Origin of the sequence: Myxococcus sp. AB025B (genome assembly GCF_006518215.1) — a bacterium.
Lineage (GTDB): Bacteria > Myxococcota > Myxococcia > Myxococcales > Myxococcaceae > Myxococcus > Myxococcus fulvus.
On record NZ_SRLW01000018.1, the window covers coordinates 38,155 to 57,164 of the forward strand.

The following is a 19,010-nucleotide window of genomic DNA, read 5'->3' on the forward strand; positions in this document are numbered from 1 at the left end:
AAGCGGACGGAGCTGGATGGGAGGCGGAGCGCACCCCATGACGTGTATAATGGTGTACAGCGAGGTGAGAGTCGGATGCCGCATCCCCCGGAGCAGAAGCAGTCCACGCATGAGCGAATCCTGGAGGCCGCAGGCGGGCTGTTCCGCCAGAAGGGCTTTTTGACGACGAGCGTGGACACCGTGATGCGCGCGGCCGGGCTGACGGTGGGCGGGTTCTATGCGCACTTCGGCTCGAAGCAGGCGCTGCTCATCGAGTCGCTCCAGCGCATCATGAGTCGCCAGCGGGTGGACTGGCCGCAGGGACTGGAGGACTTGAAGGGCGCCGAGTGGCTCAACCACCTGGTGCGCCGCTACCTCTCGCGGGCCCACCGGGACGCGCCGGTGCCGCCGTGTGCCCTGCCCGCCGTGCTGTCGGACGTGGTGCGCGGCGAGGCGGAGGTGAAGCAGGCGCTGGCGGAGGAGCTGAACCTGACGGTGGAGAGCTTCACACCGCACCTGTCCACGGACGAGCGCGCCACCGCGCGGGAGCGGGCCCTGGCGACGTATGCGCTGTGCGTGGGCGCGTTGACCCTGGCGAAGGCGACGGCGGGCAGCCCCATCTCGGATGAGGTGCTCAAGGCGGCCCGCCGCGTGGCGATGCTGTCGGCGGAGGACTCGCGGGCCGCGGAGAAGAGCGACCCGAAGAAGTAGGAGCCGCGGGCTCTGGAGGCTGACGAACCGCGGGCACTTCTCCCGGACGAACAGCGCGTGTCCGCCAAGGACTCGCAGGCCCTGGAGAAGAACGTCCTCACGAAGCGGGGGCGTTGTGACCGGGCAGTTGACGCCCGCGGAAGAGAGCACGCGACGGTATCTTCCGCGAACGCGGGGAGACGACCGGCTGCGTCGTCGGGGGTCACCCTGGCGCCAAGCCGCTTCAGCGCTTGTCGCGACCCTGACTCAAGGTCGCGACGCTCGAGGCATCACGGGGTGGAGCCGCGCGTCACTCCGGGGTGGCGGCACGCAGCGCCACCGGGTGTGTCTTCAGCCATTCCTGGCAGCGCTGGATGCGCTCGGCCGACGCGGGCAGGTTCATCTGGAGGAGCAGCTGCCGGTAGGGCTCGAAGCTCTCGGGCGTCCAGGTGGTGAGCGCCTTGAGGTCCGCGAGCGCCACCATCTCCTCCGCCGAGCGCCCTTGAGCCTCCTGCCTCGCGGTGAGGAGCGCGGCCAGCGACATGCGCGCGGGCTCGGCCTCGAAGGCGATGGCGGCGTCCGCGTACCAGGCACGCAGGGCCTCGTCGACCGTGGCGTCCTGGGACTTCTGGCGCATGCGGTTCAGCATCCCCGCGAGGAAGACCTCGTCCAGCGCGTCCTTCACGCCGCGCAGCAGCGCTGTCACGGCCTCGCGGCGCTGCGCCGGCTCCGCGCCCTGGGGCAGTCCCTTCAGGGCCTGCATCGGCTCCCAGAGGACACAGGTGAGCCAGAGCTCCTCCTCGGGCGCGAACACGGGCGGAGTCGAGGGCTCACGCAGCTTCGCCTCCACGCGCGCCGCGCGCTCCTTGGCCTCGCGGGCGATGCGCTCGGCGAGCCCGGGGTCCTCCTTCACGTAGTCCACCAGCGCGTCCACGTCGCCGTCGCGGGCCTGCTGGAGCGCCTTGCGCGCCTCCTCCGACAGCGAGCCCTCCGACATCCCGCTCGCGAGCAGCTCGTACTTGGCCAGCCACTCCTTGTGGCGCGTGCTCCACTCGCGGAACTGCACGTCGAAGACCACGTCGAGGATGGGGTTGTTCTCGGGGCGCAGGCGGCTGGACGCCTTCGAGGCGCCCGCGATGACGGCGCAGGCGCGCAGCGCGCGCTGGTCCTCGGCCGGGAGTCCGGGCTCCTCGCTGCGCGCACGCAGCACGGCCGCGAGCCGGTCCAGGAACGACTTCGTCGCCAGGGCCTTCACGGTGCCCACGAGCAGCTCCCGGTGGGCCTGGTTGGCGTCCAGCGTCTCCACCTCGGAGATGCGCGCGAGCTCCTGGCCCACGTGCTTGTCGAACGCCTCCGCGTCGAAGCGCAGCCCGGGCCCGGGCCCCCACTCCGCGAGCAGCTTCCCGAACCGGTCCAGCGCGACGGCCAGGTAGCTCACGTCCGGGTTTTCGAGTTCCTTCCGGACAGCGGTCTGCCCCGAGGTGGGGGCAACAGGCGGCGCGGCGCGGGCGCGGTCCTCACTGGCGTGGCAGACCTTGTACTTCTTGCCACTGCCACAAGGACACGGGTCGTTTCGGCCGGGCTTCTTCTGACTCAAGGGCTGCGCCTCTCGGCTCGCGGGGGCGAGCGGTGGAATCCGCGCGCACCGTAGCAGGAGGCCCCCGCCCCGGGCAGCCTGCTGGCGACGCCCTGTCGGGAACCGAGCCAGGACCTTGGACGTCTCGACAACACCGGGCCGGGTCCTCTCTGATGCTCGGTGAGGTGACACACATGGGGAAGCAGGGGCTGTTCATCGCGGTGGCATCGACGGTCGTCCTCCTCGCGGCCTCGGGCCAGGCGCGGGAACCCGGGTCCACGCCAAAGGCAGGGCCTGGCTGCGCGAAGACGGTCCCCCTCACCGCGAAGCTCGTCGAGGACGCGGCCGAGTCAGGTCTCCAGGGCGTCGAGTCGCGGGACGACCTCCTCATCGGAACGTTGAGATACCTGCGGGAGCCGCGCGAAGCCGCCGAGGCCGCGAGCGGAACCGTCCTCTTCCTCAAGGGTCCGAAGGGCTGGCGCGCGGTCCTGCCTCAACACGAGGAGAACGAGGTCGGGCTCTATCTCGCAGCCCAGGGCCGCAAGCTCGTCGTCGTCACCCAGCGGCAGATAGGAGACCCAGGGCAGTCGTTCACCGTGGTGGTGACGAGCAATGACTTCGCCACCTCGACGTGCGCCACCCTCCCCTTTCCGCGCGAGCTGAACCAGCCCACCTGGAACGGCGAGTACCTCTCGCCGCATGACCTGGACCTCGACTCGCGCGGACGGGGCGTGCTCATCGGCACGGCGTTGCTGGAGCGACAGGAGGAGCCGCCACGCACGCTGTGGTTCAGCTATGCCACGCGCGACGGAGGCAGGACCTGGGGCGCGCCCCGCTCACTCCCGGGTCAGCAAGACGCGCCCTCCGGCACGCTCGCTCCGGCGCGGCGCGTGGAGGCCCCTGCCCTCATCGCGGACCTGCGCGCCTCCGTGAAGGAGCGATCTGCGCCGAGTGATATGCGGCGATGAACTCACGCGGGGACGACATCCACAGCTCAGTCGAGGCTGGTGAACCTTGCCGTGAGTCCAGGCATCAACCGACCCCATGATGTTGGTGGGGTCGGGCTCGGAGTGACGTGCAACGGAACCCCGTGCCAGTGAGTGCAGGCAGCAGCGCTGCGCGCTCGTCCTGAGAGCGCACCCCGCGGAGCCCCGCCGTCGGCCGGGAGGACCGCCCCTACCTTCGAGCGAGTACGGATAGACGTCCGCAGTCAGAACCCCACCGGGCGGTCAGCCTTGAAGTTGGAGCGCTCGGCCTCGGTTAGAGACAGTCGTTGCCCGCATCCGTCCCGCGCGGAGAGGACGCCCGCCTCCAGTACGGCCGCCACGGCCACCACCTGCGCGGGCGTCACCGGATTGAGGCCCGTGCCACGCACGGCGTCCCGAATGCCCGCGTAGAACTGGCGATAGTCACCCCGAGGAGCCGTCGTTCCTCGTGACGCGCCCGTGGGCCCCAGGATGAGACGCCCGGGCCAGACATCCTCGCCCCAGTCCTTCGCGCCCGGCAGTTCGCCAGCGATGAGCCGGTCGGCCTGGGTGTCCATGCCGTGCTTGAGCCAGGAGCCCTTCGTCCCGTGCACCGCGAAGCGAGGCATTCCGCCCGCGATGAGCATCGACGCCTGGAGCACGACGTGGCGCTGGGGGTACTGGAGCGTCACCTGACACCAGTCATCCACGGTGGCGCCGTCACGGTGGATGGCCAGCAGGGCGTGCACGGTGTCCGGCAGTCCGAACAGTTGCAGCGCCTGGTCCACCAGGTGCGGGCCCAGGTCGAACCAGATGCCCGCGCCGGGGACGGGCTGCTCGCGCCAGCGCTGGCGCACCTCGGGCCGGAAGCGATCGAACCGGGACTCGACATGCGTCACCCGGCCCAGCGTGCCTTCGGCGAGCAGCGCTCTCAGTTCGAGGAAGTCGCTGTCCCAGCGTCGGTTGTGGAACGCGGACAACAGGCGCCCCCGTGAATGCGCCAGCGCCGCGAGCGAGCGGGTGTCCTCCAGTGTCACCGCCATCGGCTTGTCGACGACCACGTGCTTGCCCGCGCGCAGGGCTGCCTGGGCGAGCGGGACGTGTTGCTCGTTCGGCGTGGCCACCACGACCAGGTCCACGTCCGGATGCGTGGCCGCCTCGATGGCCGAGGGGAGCACCGTCACGCCCGGAAGGTCCGCATGGACGGCCTCCGGCCGGCTGGACGCGATGACGTGCAGCGAGAGCCCCTCCACCGTGCGAAGCAGCGGCGCATGGAAGGACTTGCCCGCGAAGCCGTAACCCAACAGGGCGACGCGGAGCGGAGGCTGGGAACGCGCGGGCTCACTCATGGCGACCGGGATTGAAGCACATCATGTGCCCCTCATCAGGGCAGAGGTCACCCACAAAAAACGAGGCCATCCGCCTGAGGAGGAAGCGGATGGCATCGCCGCCGCGGTCACACGGGCCCCAAGGTTCCGGAAGGAGCGGGGCCAGTCCCCAGGAGCCGTGTTCGCGGGCTTGATTCACTCAGCCCCTCAAGTGTGGTGATGCAGGCTCTCCACCAGGTACGGGTCTCCCACCGGCAACATCGGCGACGTGCGCACCGCGCGCGTGACGGCCAGCGTGAACAGCGCCGCCACGCCCACCAGCCCCGCCAGCTCATACAGGCCCAGCACGGGCCCGTGAGGCTGATGCGCCGGCGCCACCATCAGGTACAAATCCAACCACCGTCCCACCAACAACACCCCGGCGACACGCAGCAGGTGCGACGGGTTCATCTTCGCCGGACGCGGCAGGAGCAACACGAACGGCAGTGCCCAGTTCAACACCACGTTCGCGTAGAACGGCACCTCCCACCCACCGTGCATCCGCGCGATGAAGTACACCGTCTCCTCGGGGATGTTCGCGTACCAGATGAGCAGGAACTGCGAGAACCACAGGTACGCCCACAGCGTGGCGAAGCCGAACATCAGCTTTCCCAGGTCATGCAGGTGACTCGCGTTGAGCTGCGGCAGCGCCCCCGCCCTGTTCAACAACACCGCCACCACCGTGATGGCGCAAACGCTGGAGCTCAAGAGCCCCGCCACGTTGTAGAGCGCGTAGATGGTGCTGAACCAGTGCGGCTCCAGGCTCATCAACCAGTCGAACGCCGCCAGGCAGAAGGTCAGCGAGAACAACACCAGGAACACCGCGGACACCGTCACGTTGCGCCGCGTGAGCGCCTCGCCCGGCTGCGCGTCCTGCCGCAGCGAGTTGCGCCGCAACATCCACGTGAAGGCCACCCACAAGGCCAGCATCACCGCCATGCGAATCGCGAAGAACGGGACGTTGAGGAACGCCTCCTTCTGATGCAGCAGGTGGTCCGTCTCCATCACCCCCGGCTTCGCCCACGGGTACAGCGTCGTCGCGAAGGGCAACAGCGCCAGCATCGTCGCCGCGCCCCAGGGCACGTACGACGCGAACGCCTCGGGGATGCGCTTGAACACGGTGAACCACCCCGCGTTCGCCACATACATCAGCGCCAGGAACACCGCGCCGCCCAACCCCAGGCACAGAAAGTAGAACCCATTGGTCAGCAGGCTCGTCAGCGCCCGCTCCCGGGCCTGCACCAGGCCGAGCACCAACACCCCCAACCCCACCCCCGCCGCCACCTGCGCGGCGCGGTGGAAGACGGGCGAGACGGCGAAGCCACCCTGCGACTCGGGGCCGTGGGCCTGAACAGGGGCGCTCATGGCGTCTCCTTGCGCGCGGTGCGCGCGGGGTTCTGCAGCGAGCGGAGGTAGTGGACCAGCTTCCACCGGTCCTCCGGCGCCACCTGGGAACCATGGGCCGGCATCAAGCCCTGCCCATGCGTGATGATGTGGAAGATGCGACCGTCCGGCAGCGCCATCGCGTGCTCCGCCAGCAACGACGGCGGCACCGGGAAGCGCGCCGTCACCGGCCCATCCCCCAATCCCCCCGAGCCGTGGCACGGCGTGCAATAGCGCTGGAACGCGGTCTGCCCTCGTGCCAGCACCTCCGGCGACGCCGGATACGGATTGCGCAGCTCGCGGCCCGCCTTCTCCGCCGCCTCCGTCCCGGCCGTCAGCTTCAGCGGCACATGCCCGCGAGGCACCGTGCCCTTCGCCGGCGTCAGCAGCGTCTTGCCGTCCGCCGTGTTCGGGTTGCTCGCGAAGCTGTCGTACGGCACCGAGGACACCATGTCCGGCGCGTACTCGTAATTGGGGCGCGTCTCGTCCTGCTCGCACCCCGCCAGGGACAACAGCCCCAGCGTCGCCGCTCCCACCCAGGTCCGCTTCACGACGGCACCTCCCTCACATCCGTGGCCACCGCGCCGTGGCGGCGCATCAAGTCCTCCGCCGCCTCCAGCGACTCCGGCGTCTGACGCGGCGCCACGACGATGGCGAACCGGTCATCCGTCACCCGAGGCAACGTCGGCCGCTTGTTCCCCGGAAACAGCTTCGTGCGGACCAGGAACGCCGCCACCGTGGTCAGCGCGGCGAACAGCACCGTGAGCTCGAACGTCACCGGGATGAACGCGGGGAACGAGTTGAAGGGCTTGCCGCCCACGTTCAGCGGCCAGCTCACCACGCTGGTGTAGAGCTGGAGCGACATCGCCAGCGTGGCGCCCGTCAGCCCCGCGCCGAAGCACACCCACGTGAGCCGACTGGGCTTGAGCCCCATCGCGTCATCCAGGCCGTGCACCGCGTACGGCGTGTACACGTCCCGCAGGTCATGGCCCGCCTCGCGCACCGCGCGGGTGGCCTCCAGGACCTGCTCCTCCTTCTCGAAGTAGCCGATGAGAACCGGGGCACTCATACGGGGACATCCTTCCGGGTGGCGATGGCGAGCGGCGGCGTGTGCCAGCCCGAGGTGTCTGTCGTCGGCGCCTCGTGCGCGGCGGCGGGACGCGACGGAGGGTGGGCCTCCCCGTGTCCGGGCTCGCCCCTGGCGAAGCCGAGCACGCTCTTCACCTCGCCAATCGAGATGATGGGCAGCACGCGCACGAAGAGCAGGAACAGCGTGAAGAAGAGGCCGAAGGTCCCGATGAAGGTCCCCACCTCCACCATCGTCGGCGTGTACATGGACCAACTGCTCGGCAGGAAGTCGCGGTGCAGGCTGGTGACGATGATGACGAAGCGCTCGAACCACATGCCCACGTTGATGACCAGGGACAGCGCGAAGATGGCCGCGGGCGAGGTGCGGATCTTCTTGAACCAGAACAGGTGCGGCGACACCACGTTGCACGTCACCATGATCCAGTAGGCCCAGGCGTAGGGACCGAACGCGCGGTTCATGAAGGCGAAGCGCTCGTACGGGTTGCCCGAGTACCAGGCGATGAAGAACTCCGTCGCGTACGCCAGCGAGACGAGGCCACCGGTGACGATGATGACCTTGGTCATGTTCTCCAGGTGGCGAATCGTAATCAGGTGCTCGTAGCCCAGCACCACCCGGGTGATGATCATCAGCGTCAGCACCATCGCGAAGCCGCTGAACACCGCGCCCGCCACGAAGTACGGCGGGAAGATGGTGGTGTGCCAGCCGGGAATCACCGACGTGGCGAAGTCCATCGACACGATGGTGTGCACGCTGAGCACCAGCGGCGTCGCCAGGCCCGCGAGCAGCAGGTACACCGTCTCGTAGCGGCTCCACGTGCGGTGCGAGCCCGTCCACCCCAGCGACAGCACCTTGAACACGGCCTTCTTCACGCTCGCCTTCAGCCTGTCGCGCACCGTGGCCAGGTCCGGAATCAGGCCCACGTACCAGAACACCGCCGACACCGTGAAGTACGTGGAGATGGCGAACACGTCCCACAGCAGCGGCGAGCGGAAGTTCACCCACAGGCTGCCGCGCGTGTTCGGGTACGGCAGCACCCAGAAGGCCAGCCACGGGCGGCCCATGTGGATGACGGGGAAGAGCGCCGCGCACATGACGGCGAACAACGTCATCGCCTCCGCCGCGCGGTTGATGCTGGTGCGCCACTTCTGCCGGAAGAGGAAGAGGATGGCGGAGATGAGCGTGCCGGCGTGGCCGATGCCCACCCAGAAGACGAAGTTGGTGATGTCGAACGCCCAGCCGATGGTCTTGTTCAAGCCCCACACGCCGATGCCCGTGCCCACCTGGTACGCCACGATTCCCGCGCCGGTCCCCAGGACGGACACCGCGATGGCGAACGCCGCCCACCACTTCCACGTGGGCGCGCGCTCCATGGGCGCGCAGATCTCCTCGGTGAGCTGACCCAGGGTGCGCGGCTCGCTGACCAGCGGCACGCGCAGCGGGGACAGATGCTGGTTGCTCATGTTCCGCTTCCCGACCCGGTGTTCCGGATCTTCGTGAGGTAGGTGATGGACGGCCCGATGTTCAGCTCCTCCAGCAACCGGAACGCCCGCCCGTCCTTCGCCAGCTTCGCCACCCGGCTCTCCGGGTCATTCAGGTCCCCGAAGTGGATGGCCTTCGCCGGGCAGCTCTGCTGACACGCCGTCTGGATGTCGCCGTCCCGGAGTGGCCGGCCCTCGCGGTTCGCCGTCGCCTTGCCCTCCTGGATGCGCTGCACGCACAAGGAGCACTTCTCCATGACGCCGCGGCTGCGCACCACCACGTCCGGGTTGAGCACCATGCGCTCCAGGGGCTCGTCGTGCGGGTAGTCGAACCAGTTGAAGCGCCGCACCTTGGTGGGGCAGTTGTTGGCGCAGTAGCGGGTGCCGACGCAGCGGTTGTAGACCTGCTGGTTGAGCCCCTCCGACGAGTGCACCGTCGCGAGCACCGGGCACACCGTCTCGCACGGCGCGTTCTCGCAGTGCTGGCACATCATCGGCTGGTGCACGACCCGCGGATTCGCCGCGTCGCCCTGGTAGTACCGGTCGATGCGCATCCAGTGCATCTCGCGCTGGCGTAGCACCTCGTCGCGCCCCACGCTGGGGATGTTGTTCTCCGCCTGGCAGGACACCACGCACGCCGAGCACCCCGTGCACGCGCTCAGGTCCACCGCCAGCGCCCAGCGGTGGCCCTTGTACTCGTGGCCGGACCACATCGAGAGCGAGTGTCCGCCGTTGCCACCGCCGTGACCGCCGTGCCCCTCGTTGCCCGCGCGAGGGTTGGCCAGGAACGCGGCCAGCTCCGCCTCGCGCACGTGAGGCCGCCCCTCCAGGCTCGAGTGCGTCTGGGTGAGCGCCAGCTTCTGCCGCTCCCCCGTGGCCGCCACCGTCGCCCCCGGCACCGAGCGGCGCACGCGCCCGTCCACCACCGCGGCCAGCGGGTAGACACGCTCCCCCACTCCATCGCCGATGCGCCCGGCCCGCGTGCGGCCGTACCCCACCGCGAGCCCCAGCGCGCTGGGGTGCGTGCCGGCTTGAATCAGCACGGGCAGCGAGACCGACCTGCCGCCCACGCTCACCTTCACCACGTCGCCGTCAGACAGGCCCAGCTCCTTGGCGCGCGCCGGTGAGATGAGCGCGGGGTTGCCCCAGGTCGCCTTGGTGATGGGGTCTGGCACCTCGTGGAGCCACGCGTTGTTCGCCATGGCGCCGTCGCGCAGGCCCACCGAAGGGAATAGCACCAGCTCCCACTCCACCGAGGGTCGCGCCACGCCGGCGAGCACCTTCGCCACGCCCTCCTCACGGAAGGTCAGCGGCGCCGCGGGCACTGACGACAGCGTCACGACACCCCGACGGACCGAGTCATCCCAGAAGTGGGCGAAGTCCGTCCCCGTCGCACCGGCCCTCGGGAAGACCTCCACCTCCCAGCGCGCGCGCAGGAAGTCGTGGTGGGCCTGGGCCGCGCCGGCCCACGTCAGCAGGGACTCCACCGCGTCGCGCGTGTCGTGAAGCGGCGACACCGCGGGCTGCCGCAGCGACACCACGCCCCGGCGAGGCTCCGCGTCGCCCCACGCCTCCAGCGCCGTGGAGGCCGGAGCGTGCAGCCGAGCCAGCACCGCCGTCTCGTCCAGCCGGTCATTCAGCGCCACCGTGAGGGGCACGTTCTTCAACAGGGCCCCCAGCGAGTCACCGCGCGCGTCGGTGTGCGCCGGGTTGACGCCGAGGAAGACCACCGCGCCCACGCTCCCGGCCTCCAGCTCCGCGAGCAGCTCGCCGTACGACAGCGCCTTCTCGTCCAGCGCCACGCCGTCCCGGGGGAGCACCGTGGTGCCCTCGTTGCCGAGCAGCACGTTCGCCGTCGCGGCCAGCACCTGGCCCGCCACCTCGTCGCCACCACACACCACCAGCGACTCGGTGCGGTGGGCCCACAGCGCCTCGGCCAGCTCATCCAGCGAGGCAGGCTCCAGCCTGGAGGCAGGCAGCGACTTCAGCCCCGGCACCTCGCGGCCCGCCTTCACCGCGAGCCTGCGCACCACGTCACCCAGGGCCAGCGTCACGTCGGACGGCGCCACCACGAAGCGACGGTCCGCCGCCGCGCCGGTGAGCGTCATCACCGGCTCCACCTGGAAGTGGCGCGCCATCGCCTTGCGCGCGGCCGCGTCACGCGCCTGCGCGTACTGCCGCGTGAAGGCCACCGGAGACACCCAGGTGCCCAGGAAGTCCGCGCCGAAGCTGGCGATGACCTCCGCCTTGTCGAAGCGGTAGTCCGGCACCACGCGGGCGCCGTGCGTGACGCGGTACGCATCCCCCAGCGACGACAGCTCGCCCAGGGGCTCGTAGCGCACCGTGCGCGCCGTCGGGTGCGCGGCGAGGAAGCGCGCCACCGCGGCCTCCGCCGTGGGCCCCATCACCCACGGCAGCACCAGCCGGATGGCCTTGCCGTCCTCGGTCGCCTTGGCGAGGCCCTTCTTCACCTCGGCGTCCAGGTCCGTCCACGACACCCGGCTGCTGGCGCGCGAGGGGAAGCGGGCGCGGCTCGCGTCGTAGAGCGAGAGCACGGAGGCCTGGCCCACGGCGCACACGCCGCCGCGGGACACGGGGTGCTCGTCGTTGCCCTCGACCTTGATGGGGCGACCGTCGCGCGTCTTGAGCAACAGGCCGCAGCGCGCGGGGCACGCGTCGCACGTGGACGCGTACCAGAGCGCCGTGCCCGGCGTCACCTCGTCCGGCCGCGACACGTAGGGGATGAGCTTCTGCACCGGCGCGCGCTGGCAGGCCACCATGGCCGCCGCGGCGCTCAGGCCCATCATCTTGAAGAAGTCACGACGGCTGCTCGCATCCGGAGGCGCGGCGGCGACGCCCACCGGAAGCTCCTCGGCGAACTCGTTGCGCTGCGTGTCGAGCCACGAGGCATCCGTCGCGCGCTCGGCCAGGCTCTGCCAGTACTGGGGAAGTTTGTCGGACATGGCGCGGGGGTCCTCAGCGGTGGCAGCTCGAGCAGTCCGAGGGCGGCTGGAGGGTGCGAGGGGTCTTCGAGGGCTCGGGAAGCGGCTCACCGGACATGAGGGCCAACAGCTCCCCCTTGCGCGGCGCGGAAGCGATGGGCGCCGTCAATCCTTCCGCGCCCGTCTTGCGGTGACAGTCCAGGCACCAGCCCATCGTCATGGGCTCCACCTGCTCCACGCGCACCATCTGCTCCACCGCGCCGTGGCAGGTCTGGCACTTCAGGCCCGCGGTGACGTGGCTGGCGTGGTTGAAGAAGGCGTGGTCCGGCAGCCGGTGCACGCGCACCCACTGGATGGGCGCGTTGGCCGCCACCGCGGCGGCCACCTTCTGGATTTCGGGCGAGTCCTTCTTCACCTGTGTGTGGCAGTTCATGCAGACGCTGGCGGACGGCACGCCCGCGTGACGGCTCTGCTCGGCGCCCACGTGGCAGTACTGACAGTCCAGCTCGTACTGGCCCGCGTGGACCGCGTGCGAGAAGGCCACCGGCTGCGCCGGCATGTGGCCCTGCTGGTTGTTCACCGGCCCGCTGCACCCGCCCAGTCCCAGCGCGAGGAGCGCGCCGGCCTGGCCGAGCCCGCGGATGGATGCGCGGCTCATGGCGTCTCCTCCCGAGGCGTGCCGAGCAGGCCCGGCTCCACCGACTCCTCCGCGCGCTGGGGCACCGTCGCGCGGTTCATCCGGATGAAGGGCGCCAGCGCCAGCAGCACGAAGCCCAGGAGCACGTGCACCTGGTAGACGGTCGGCGCCGTGAGCATCCGCGTCGCGTCCGGCTGGAACGTCATCAGCGAGCGCACGTACGGCACACCGATGTGCAGGTACCAGGCCGTGCCCCAGCGCAGCGCCACCGCGATGTACACGGCGGTGAGCACGTGCGCGAAGAGCAGGCCTAGCGTGAGCGCGGGCGTCCACTGCCCCGCCTTCGCCTTGCGAAGCCCCAGCGACGCGAGCCCCCAGGCCAGCAGCATCGCGCCGATGAGCTGCAGCGACTCCAGCGTGAACAGGCGCGCGGGAGAGGCGTTGAAGGCCTGCATCGCGCGAGGCGCGGCCAGCCCCAAGAGATGGAAGAACGCGACGATGGCGACCCCCGCCAGCACCGCGCGCCCCGCGGCCGTCCAGGGCGTGGTGGGCGGCGCGGGCTCGCGCGCGGTGACCCTCCAGATGGTGCCCGCGAGGGCCACGCCGGCCGCCGCGTACGGCAGGGCGTTGAAGAGGAACGCGTCGCTCACGACTGACCTCGCGTGGACGGAGCCGAGAACATCACTCCGATGAAGCCCAGGACCGCGGCCATGCCGACGAGCCCCAGGTAGAAGAAGTCACGGTCCCCCCGGGGACGGCTGCCATCGCGGGACACGTCCGCGAGGTATGCCTTGAGGGCGTACTGCTCCTCCTCGTCGAGCGGCGCCTTCGCGTAGAGCGGCCCCATCATCGGCCCCTCCAGCTTCGCCAGCGCCGGGCGCATGCCCTTCTCGCCCATCCGCGCGAAGGCGAAGGTGAGGTTGGGGCCCAGCGTGCCGCCGCCCGCCACGCCCAGCCCGCGCACGTCGTGGCAGCCGATGCAGGCCGCGCCGCCGTTCTTCAGCGACTCCGCGCCCTCGAAGAGCCGGCGGCCCCGGGCAATCTCCTCCGGCGTGGCGTCCGTGCCCATCTTCTCCGCGGGCGAGGGCTTGCAGCCGCCCTTCCCCTTCTGCGTGCAGTCGCGGATGAAGGCGTAGAGGCTGTCGCGCTCCGCGTCGGAGAGCGCCTGGTCCGGCATGCGCACGCCGTTGAACTTCGCGAGCAGCTCGGTGGCCACCGGGTCGCCCGAGTCGATGAGCGCGCCGGGGCTCTTGATGAAGCGCGTCACCCAGGCCTCGTCGCGGCGCTCCAGCACGCCGTGGAGGTCGGGGCCAATCCGGTCGCCCTCGCCCATCGAGTGGCACGTGGCGCACCGCTGGGTGAAGAGCTGAGCGCCCTGGCGCGCGGCGCCCTGCGCCAGCGCGGCCGGCGCCGCCAACAGGGCCAGGAGCGGAATGATGGGGACGAGCGTTCGCTCCTGACGCGGCCGTCCTCCCAGCTCACGTGTCCGCATTGCTGCGTGCCCCTCCTCGCGGGGAGGCCGGGCTCATTGCCCGGCACGCGGGGACGTCAGTGCAACGCGAAGGCCAGGATGATCCACGCCCCACGGCGGCGCGAAGCTCCGGAAATCAAGCGAGCGGTGCGCAGCATTTGCGCGCGATGACACACGCTGACGCACTGTTTGCCAGCAGGCATCCCGGGCGGGCTCGCGGTGCCCGCGCCAGCACGCGCGCGGCGCACGTCATGACGAAGAGGGCCTCACGGCGGCGAACCTTGCGCTCGGCTCCCCGCGAGACACTCGCGAGATGGAGTCCATGCCCCCGCCCTGCTGAAACACGAAGGCCCCGAGGCGAGACACGCCTCGAGGCCCGGGCCCACGCGGGGAGCACGAGGCTCCACCCGCCTGGAGCGACCCATCACATCGCGGTGGTGGTGAACACGCCGCGGCCGATGGCCATGATGCCACCGATGATGAAGAGCACCGCGAGCCCCACGCCCGCCAGCGGCAGCGCGTAGCCCGGCTGGGGACGCCGGCGATTCACCGAGAGCAGCGCCTGCGCGGAGCCGGCCGCGAGCACCATCATCACGATGTGGCCGATGAGCGCCGGGTAGTAGAAGCGCGTCACCAGCACGAGGATGCCGAGCAGCACCTGGAGGTGCAGCAGGCCCGCGAAGGAGGAGCCGAGGATGCGGCCTCCCTTGTCGAACGGGCGCTTCGTGGCGAGCCCGAAGGCGAAGTAGGCGATGGCCAGCACGCCCGCGAGCAACACCAGATAGCGGAGCCCGGAGTGGGCATAGAAGAACATTCGGTCCATGGGTCTCTCGGGGTTTAGCTCAGGAAGGGTCCGGCTCGGGAGTCTTCTTCGTGCTGGGCGGCAGGGGCGGCGCGGCGATGTGCTCGCGCGGCGGCAGCTCCCCGGTGAGGCTCTTGAGGAAGGCCACCAGGTCATCCACCTCCGCGTCCGTCAGCGTCCGCGCCAGCTGGTGCTTCGCCATCAGCCGCACCATCGTCGGCAGCTCCTCCACGCTGCCGTCGTGCAGGTACGGACCGGTGCGCTCCACGTTGCGCAGCGTGGGCACGCGGAACTTGCCCCGGTCGTCCTCGTTCTTCGTCGCGTCGAAGCGCCCCGCGTCCTTCAGGCCCGGGTAGTCCTCGATGAGCCCCAGCTTCTGGAACGACGTGCCGCCCACCGCCGGGCCGTTGTGGCACGTGGTGCAGCCCGTCACCACGAAGAGGTGCAGGCCGCGCTGCTCCGCCTCGCTCAGCGCCGAGTGCTGGCCGGCGAGGTACTGGTCGAAGCGCGACGGCGTGGTCAACCCCCGCTCGAAGGCCGCGATGGCGCGCGCCGCGTTCGCCAGCGACACGGGCTTCTTGTCGCCAGGGAACGCGTCACGGAAGCGCGTCACGTACTCCGGCATGGAGGAGAGCGTGGCCACCACGCGGCGCTCGTCCGGCATGGCCATCTCCACCGGGTTCAGGATGGGGCCGGACGCCTGCGCCTCCAGCGTGTCCGCGCGCCCGTCCCAGAACTGCGCGATGTGGCCCGCCGCGTTGTAGACGGTGGGCGAGTTGCGCGAGCCCTTCTGCCCGCGGTGCCCATCCGACAGCGCCTTGTTGTCCACGCCGTAGGTGTCCAGGCCGTGGCAGGTGTTGCAGGAGACGTCGTGGTTCTTCGACAGCCGGGGCTCGAAGAAGAGCATGCGGCCCAGCGCCACCTGGGCCTCGGTGTCCTGGGGCACGGGCTTCGCGTCCCTGGCCGGCGGCGTCGGGCGGAAGAAGTGCGAGAGCTGCTCGGGCGTCATCGGCTTGGGGCCCGGCGGCTTCGGCGCGCTCGCCGTCGTGGGCGACGCGACGGGCTCCTGCTTGCGCTCACAGCCCGACAACGCGCCCAGGGAGGTCAGCGTGAGCAGGGTGACGAAGCGGGTTCGGGACATGACGCACTCCAGGGGGTGTGGACGGCCCGGCACGCTATCAGCCCCGCCTCCGGCCGGGGCCCGCGTCTTTGTGACGCACCCCGCCCGCGCTTCCCGCGTCCATCAGCCCGTCAGACGCCTGCGCTCCGCCGCTCCCCTGCTCCTCGGACGAGGAGCCCCTGGGTGCGAGGCCGCGCCCTGGCCGCTACCTCCCGGGAGCGACAGCTTTGACGGGCCGCTTTCGCTTCAGCGCCCACGCAGCGGGGCGTCCACCGGGTGCGGCAAGCCCGGAGCGCCCCGGCTCGACGACTCGGAGGATGGATGCGGGATGAAGACGGTGGAGACGCGAACCGGGACGTCGATGTCCTCATCTGCCGCAAGTGCCTGATGCGCGGCGCGCGCAGCGGGGGCGGCGTCGAGCTGCCGCGCTGGCTCCAGCGCTCGCTCGCCGACCGGGGGCTCGCCGATGAAGTCCGCGTCATGCCCACCGGCTGTCTGCGCCAGTGTCCTCGCGGCAAGGTCACCGTGCTCATCACGGGAGGCCACGCCGAGCAGGGCAGCGCCTTGATGACGGTGGAGCCGCTGCTGGAGCGAGAGCCCCTCCTGCGCCTCGTCGAGGCCCGCGCGCGTCCCGACCAGGACCTCTTGTCCCCGTCGCGTCCCGAGGAGGAGCACGACGGGCGGAGCGGCCCGTAGCGAGCCCCGCGCCTGGGGGCTGGGCGTGGGGCCGAAGAGGAGCCGGTCCACCAGCCACGACACGCCCAGGCCCGTCGCCGTCCCCGCGGCGTCCCAGGCCAGGTCCTTGAACGAGAAGGTGGTGCCCCGCCCCAGGTCGTACAGCTCCTTGCCCACGCCCACGCCCATCGCGAGCCCCGCGCCCGTCCAGAGCCGCGCCTCGGGCGGCTCGAGGAGCAGCGCGCCCGCGCCATAGCCCACGCCCGCGAGGACGAAGCAGGCCGCGAAGTGCTTGGGCTTGTCCGGGCCCAGCCAGTCATCCCCCGACGCGGCGCTCGCGACGGGGCTTGCCAGCAGCGCGACGAGACAGGGGGCGAACCCGCTCCGGTTGGAAAGCTTCATGAGCAGGGATGTAGCACCCCACGGACCGTCCAGGTGGCCTGTCCCTGGGTGTGGGGATGACCTCGCCGGTGGTGCGTTTTCGAGACGAGTCCAGCACATCGTCCTATGCTCCGGGTCGCGTGAACCGACTCGGCCCCTCGTTCACCTTCCAGCAGCAATCGAACCGGCACCCCGGGCTCGACGGGGCGCGCGGTCTGGCGGTCCTCGCGATGGTGCTGGGACACACGCTGGACGCGCTGCTCTCGGCCGAGGCGCGCCTGCTGCCGTGGGTGCAGCACTACTGGGCCTTCCGCGGCGTCACCGCGCCCCTGTTCCTGCTGGTGAGCGGCTGGGCGGTGGTGGCCGCGCTGGGCACCCGGCCCAACGCCGCGCGAGACACGCTCGGGCGTCGGGTGCGCCGCTCGCTGTTGCTGCTGTTCCTGGGGTACTTCCTGCACTGGCCCGGGTGGCACGCCGTGCGGGACCTGGGCTGGACGGACGCGATGGTGTCGCACGTCCTCACCTTCGACGCGCTCCAGTGCATCGGCTTCGCGTTGCTGGTGGGCTCGGTGCTGCTCGCGCTCGTGCCCGCGCAGGGCGGCCGGCCGTTGGTCCTGCTCGTGCTCGCGGTGGGCATCCCGCTGGTGAGCGCCACCACGTGGAAGCTGGGCGTGGGTCTGCCGGGCGCGGTGCAGCAATTCCTGGGCAGCGCCGCGGGCAGCCGCTTCCCCTTCTTCCCGTGGGCGGGCTACTTCTTCGCGGGTGCGTTCGCGGCGTACGCGCTGCACCTGCTGCGTCCGGGCTGGCCGCAGGGCCTGGCGCTGCTGGCGCTCGGCGCGGGGATGCTCGGGCTGACGCGGATGACGACCGCGGACTGGACGCCCGCGAGCGCGTGGCTGGTGGCGTACCGCGTGGGTCAGGGGCTCCTGGTGCTGGGCGCCGTCAACCTCGCGCCCGTCCGGTTGAGCAAGCTGCTGGCGCCGTTCGGGCGGCTGTCCTTGTGGATCTACGTGCTGCACCTGCCGGTGGTGTACGGCTGGGCGGACATCGCGGGCCTCGCGGGCCGCATCGGCCCCCGGCTCGGAGTCCCCGCCGCGGTGGGCATCGGCGTGGCGCTGCTCGTGACGTGCGCGGTGGTGGCGTGGCTGGGCCGCTGGCTGATGGAGCAGGCCCGTCCGTGGCGCGCCGGCTCCACCACGCTCAACGCGAGCCTGAGCGGCACGCGCATGAGCCCGCGGGCCTGACGCCGAGCCTCAGTGCCTCGGCTCGTCCTCGGTGAACTCCGCGTCCACCTCCGCGCGTGACGCGCCGGAGCGGATGCGGCTGGGGCCCTTCGGAGCCGTGTCGGACCAGGACTCGGGGAACGGTGTGCCGCCCCGGGGTTCTCCCGGGAACGGACCGGGGAACCCCATGCCGCCAAGGGTGGTCACATGGAACGAGCCGTCCCGCATGCGGCGCTCCACCGCACGGCGCAGGCGCGCCGTGACGAACCGGCGCACCGGAGGCAGGAGCAGCGACAGGCCCACCACGTCGGTGAGGAAGCCCGGCACCAGCAGGAGCAGGCCGCCGAGCATCACCAGCGCGCCGCTGAACAGGCCCTCCTCCGGCACCTGCCGCATGGCGAGCGCGTCGCGCCACCGACGCATCACCCGGCTCCCCTCGCGGCGCGCGAGCCAGGAGCCCACGAGCCCCGTCAGGAGCACGACGGAGAGCGTCGGAAGGAAGCCCACCTCCCGGCCGATGGCGACCAGCAGGTACAGCTCCACGAAGGGGAGAATCAGCGCGAGCAGGAAGTACTTGAACACACCCCCAACCTAACGCCGAGCGGCCCCTCGTGCTGGACAACCCGACGGCAGGGGCGGCGCCCCTCCCCTCGCCCGCTGTCTACCTGCCGCCGAGGCTCCCGATCATCGAGTCCACCAGCAGGTACAGGAAGAAGAAGGCGCCGATGGCGATGAGGAAGAACTTGGCGCCGGGCTGGAAGCCGCGCGAGCTCTCACTCGTGGCCGGGGTGAACGACATGGAGCCCACGGACATGGAGCCCTCGTAGCGGACCGTGCGCAGGTACTGGTCCACCACCACGTGGTCGTCCGTGGCCGACAGCGAGCGCCCCAGCTGGGGGTCCACCAGCCGCGCGCCGGCCGCGCTGGCGATGCCAGCGGCCTCGGCCACCACCTCGCGCACCAGCTCCGTGCGCTCGGACAGGGGGATGCGCAGCTCGGTGGCCACCACCCGTCCGCCCTCGCGCAGCTCGCCCACCTCCACGTCCCCGTGCTCGAGATGCCAGAGCCGGTTGCCGTCCGGACGGGCGCTCACCCGCCGCTCGGAGAGGAGACCATCCACCCGCGCCGCCTCGTAGGGCGTGCCCGGCGTCTTCGTCTGTAGGAGCAACTCGTATCTCACGCGGGTTGCGAGTATACGCCGCCCAACGCCATGCCCACCTCTTCCAAGCCC

18 protein-coding genes are annotated in these 19,010 nt (G+C 70.9%); 3 read left to right on the forward strand and 15 right to left on the reverse strand.

Features of this window, described 5'->3' with window-relative positions:
* Positions 1 to 75 precede the first annotated feature (75 nt).
* On the forward strand, positions 76 to 690 hold the full coding sequence (locus FL311_RS05010; protein WP_141323802.1) for a TetR/AcrR family transcriptional regulator: 615 nt from the start codon (positions 76 to 78) through the stop codon (positions 688 to 690).
* A 289-nt stretch (positions 691 to 979) separates the two neighbouring features.
* Here the strand turns inward: FL311_RS05010 and FL311_RS05015 are convergent, their stop codons facing one another.
* A complete protein-coding gene (locus FL311_RS05015; RefSeq protein WP_141323803.1) occupies positions 980 to 2,266 on the reverse strand; it encodes an SEC-C metal-binding domain-containing protein in 1,287 nt (428 codons plus the stop codon).
* A gap of 173 nt (positions 2,267 to 2,439) precedes the next feature.
* Here FL311_RS05015 and FL311_RS05020 point away from each other — a divergent pair, with 173 nt between their 5' ends.
* A complete protein-coding gene (locus tag FL311_RS05020) occupies positions 2,440 to 3,213 on the forward strand; it encodes a hypothetical protein (RefSeq protein WP_141323804.1) in 774 nt (257 codons plus the stop codon).
* Between the two features lie 242 nt (positions 3,214 to 3,455).
* Here FL311_RS05020 and FL311_RS05025 read toward each other — a convergent pair whose 3' ends face one another.
* The 12 genes from FL311_RS05025 to FL311_RS05080 form a co-directional block, all read right to left on the reverse strand.
* Positions 3,456 to 4,559: an oxidoreductase gene (locus FL311_RS05025; protein WP_141323805.1), complete on the reverse strand. Its 1,104-nt coding sequence runs from the start codon at positions 4,557 to 4,559 to the stop codon at positions 3,456 to 3,458.
* Positions 4,560 to 4,745: 186 nt separating this feature from the next.
* Positions 4,746 to 5,942, reverse strand: coding sequence for a hypothetical protein (locus FL311_RS05030; RefSeq protein ID WP_141323806.1), 1,197 nt, complete (start codon positions 5,940 to 5,942; stop codon positions 4,746 to 4,748).
* Positions 5,939 to 6,511, reverse strand: coding sequence for a cytochrome c (locus tag FL311_RS05035; protein ID WP_228556675.1), 573 nt, complete (start codon positions 6,509 to 6,511; stop codon positions 5,939 to 5,941). The genes FL311_RS05030 and FL311_RS05035 overlap by 4 nt, the downstream gene beginning before the upstream one ends.
* Positions 6,508 to 7,029, reverse strand: coding sequence for a DUF3341 domain-containing protein (locus tag FL311_RS05040; protein ID WP_141323807.1), 522 nt, complete (start codon positions 7,027 to 7,029; stop codon positions 6,508 to 6,510). The genes FL311_RS05035 and FL311_RS05040 overlap by 4 nt, the downstream gene beginning before the upstream one ends.
* Entirely contained in the window at positions 7,026 to 8,510 is a 1,485-nt protein-coding gene (nrfD, locus tag FL311_RS05045) for an NrfD/PsrC family molybdoenzyme membrane anchor subunit (RefSeq protein ID WP_141323808.1), read from the reverse strand. The genes FL311_RS05040 and nrfD overlap by 4 nt, the downstream gene beginning before the upstream one ends.
* On the reverse strand, positions 8,507 to 11,491 hold the full coding sequence (locus FL311_RS05050; protein WP_141323809.1) for a TAT-variant-translocated molybdopterin oxidoreductase: 2,985 nt from the start codon (positions 11,489 to 11,491) through the stop codon (positions 8,507 to 8,509). The genes nrfD and FL311_RS05050 overlap by 4 nt, the downstream gene beginning before the upstream one ends.
* Before the next feature lie 13 nt (positions 11,492 to 11,504).
* Positions 11,505 to 12,128 carry a cytochrome c3 family protein gene (locus tag FL311_RS05055; protein ID WP_141323810.1) on the reverse strand — a complete coding sequence of 208 codons (624 nt, stop codon included), beginning with the start codon at positions 12,126 to 12,128 and terminating at the stop codon, positions 11,505 to 11,507.
* On the reverse strand, positions 12,125 to 12,757 hold the full coding sequence (locus FL311_RS05060; RefSeq protein WP_141323811.1) for a respiratory nitrate reductase subunit gamma: 633 nt from the start codon (positions 12,755 to 12,757) through the stop codon (positions 12,125 to 12,127). Before FL311_RS05060 ends, FL311_RS05055 begins: the two co-directional genes overlap by 4 nt.
* The gene (locus tag FL311_RS05065; protein WP_141323812.1) at positions 12,754 to 13,599 is read right to left on the reverse strand and encodes a cytochrome c; all 846 of its coding nucleotides are present in this window, start codon (positions 13,597 to 13,599) and stop codon (positions 12,754 to 12,756) included. The genes FL311_RS05060 and FL311_RS05065 overlap by 4 nt, the downstream gene beginning before the upstream one ends.
* Before the next feature lie 403 nt (positions 13,600 to 14,002).
* Positions 14,003 to 14,401 (reverse strand): hypothetical protein, encoded by a 399-nt coding sequence (locus FL311_RS05070; protein ID WP_046715465.1) that lies wholly within the window; start codon positions 14,399 to 14,401, stop codon positions 14,003 to 14,005.
* 19 nt (positions 14,402 to 14,420) lie between these two features.
* Complete coding sequence (locus tag FL311_RS05075; RefSeq protein ID WP_141323813.1) at positions 14,421 to 15,521, reverse strand: cytochrome-c peroxidase; 1,101 nt, start codon at positions 15,519 to 15,521, stop codon at positions 14,421 to 14,423.
* A 225-nt stretch (positions 15,522 to 15,746) separates the two neighbouring features.
* Entirely contained in the window at positions 15,747 to 16,577 is an 831-nt protein-coding gene (locus FL311_RS05080; RefSeq protein WP_228556676.1) for a YfiM family protein, read from the reverse strand.
* Positions 16,578 to 16,696: 119 nt separating this feature from the next.
* On the opposite strand from FL311_RS05080, the gene FL311_RS05085 reads away from it, so the two are divergent.
* Positions 16,697 to 17,800 carry an acyltransferase gene (locus FL311_RS05085; protein WP_368668542.1) on the forward strand — a complete coding sequence of 368 codons (1,104 nt, stop codon included), beginning with the start codon at positions 16,697 to 16,699 and terminating at the stop codon, positions 17,798 to 17,800.
* A 9-nt stretch (positions 17,801 to 17,809) separates the two neighbouring features.
* Here FL311_RS05085 and FL311_RS05090 read toward each other — a convergent pair whose 3' ends face one another.
* Both FL311_RS05090 and FL311_RS05095 read right to left on the reverse strand, forming a co-directional pair.
* Positions 17,810 to 18,361, reverse strand: a complete 552-nt coding sequence (locus tag FL311_RS05090) for an FxsA family protein (protein ID WP_141323815.1) — start codon at positions 18,359 to 18,361, stop codon at positions 17,810 to 17,812.
* Between the two features lie 79 nt (positions 18,362 to 18,440).
* Positions 18,441 to 18,947 carry a hypothetical protein gene (locus FL311_RS05095; RefSeq protein ID WP_228556677.1) on the reverse strand — a complete coding sequence of 169 codons (507 nt, stop codon included), beginning with the start codon at positions 18,945 to 18,947 and terminating at the stop codon, positions 18,441 to 18,443.
* Between the last annotated feature and the right edge of the window lie 63 nt (positions 18,948 to 19,010).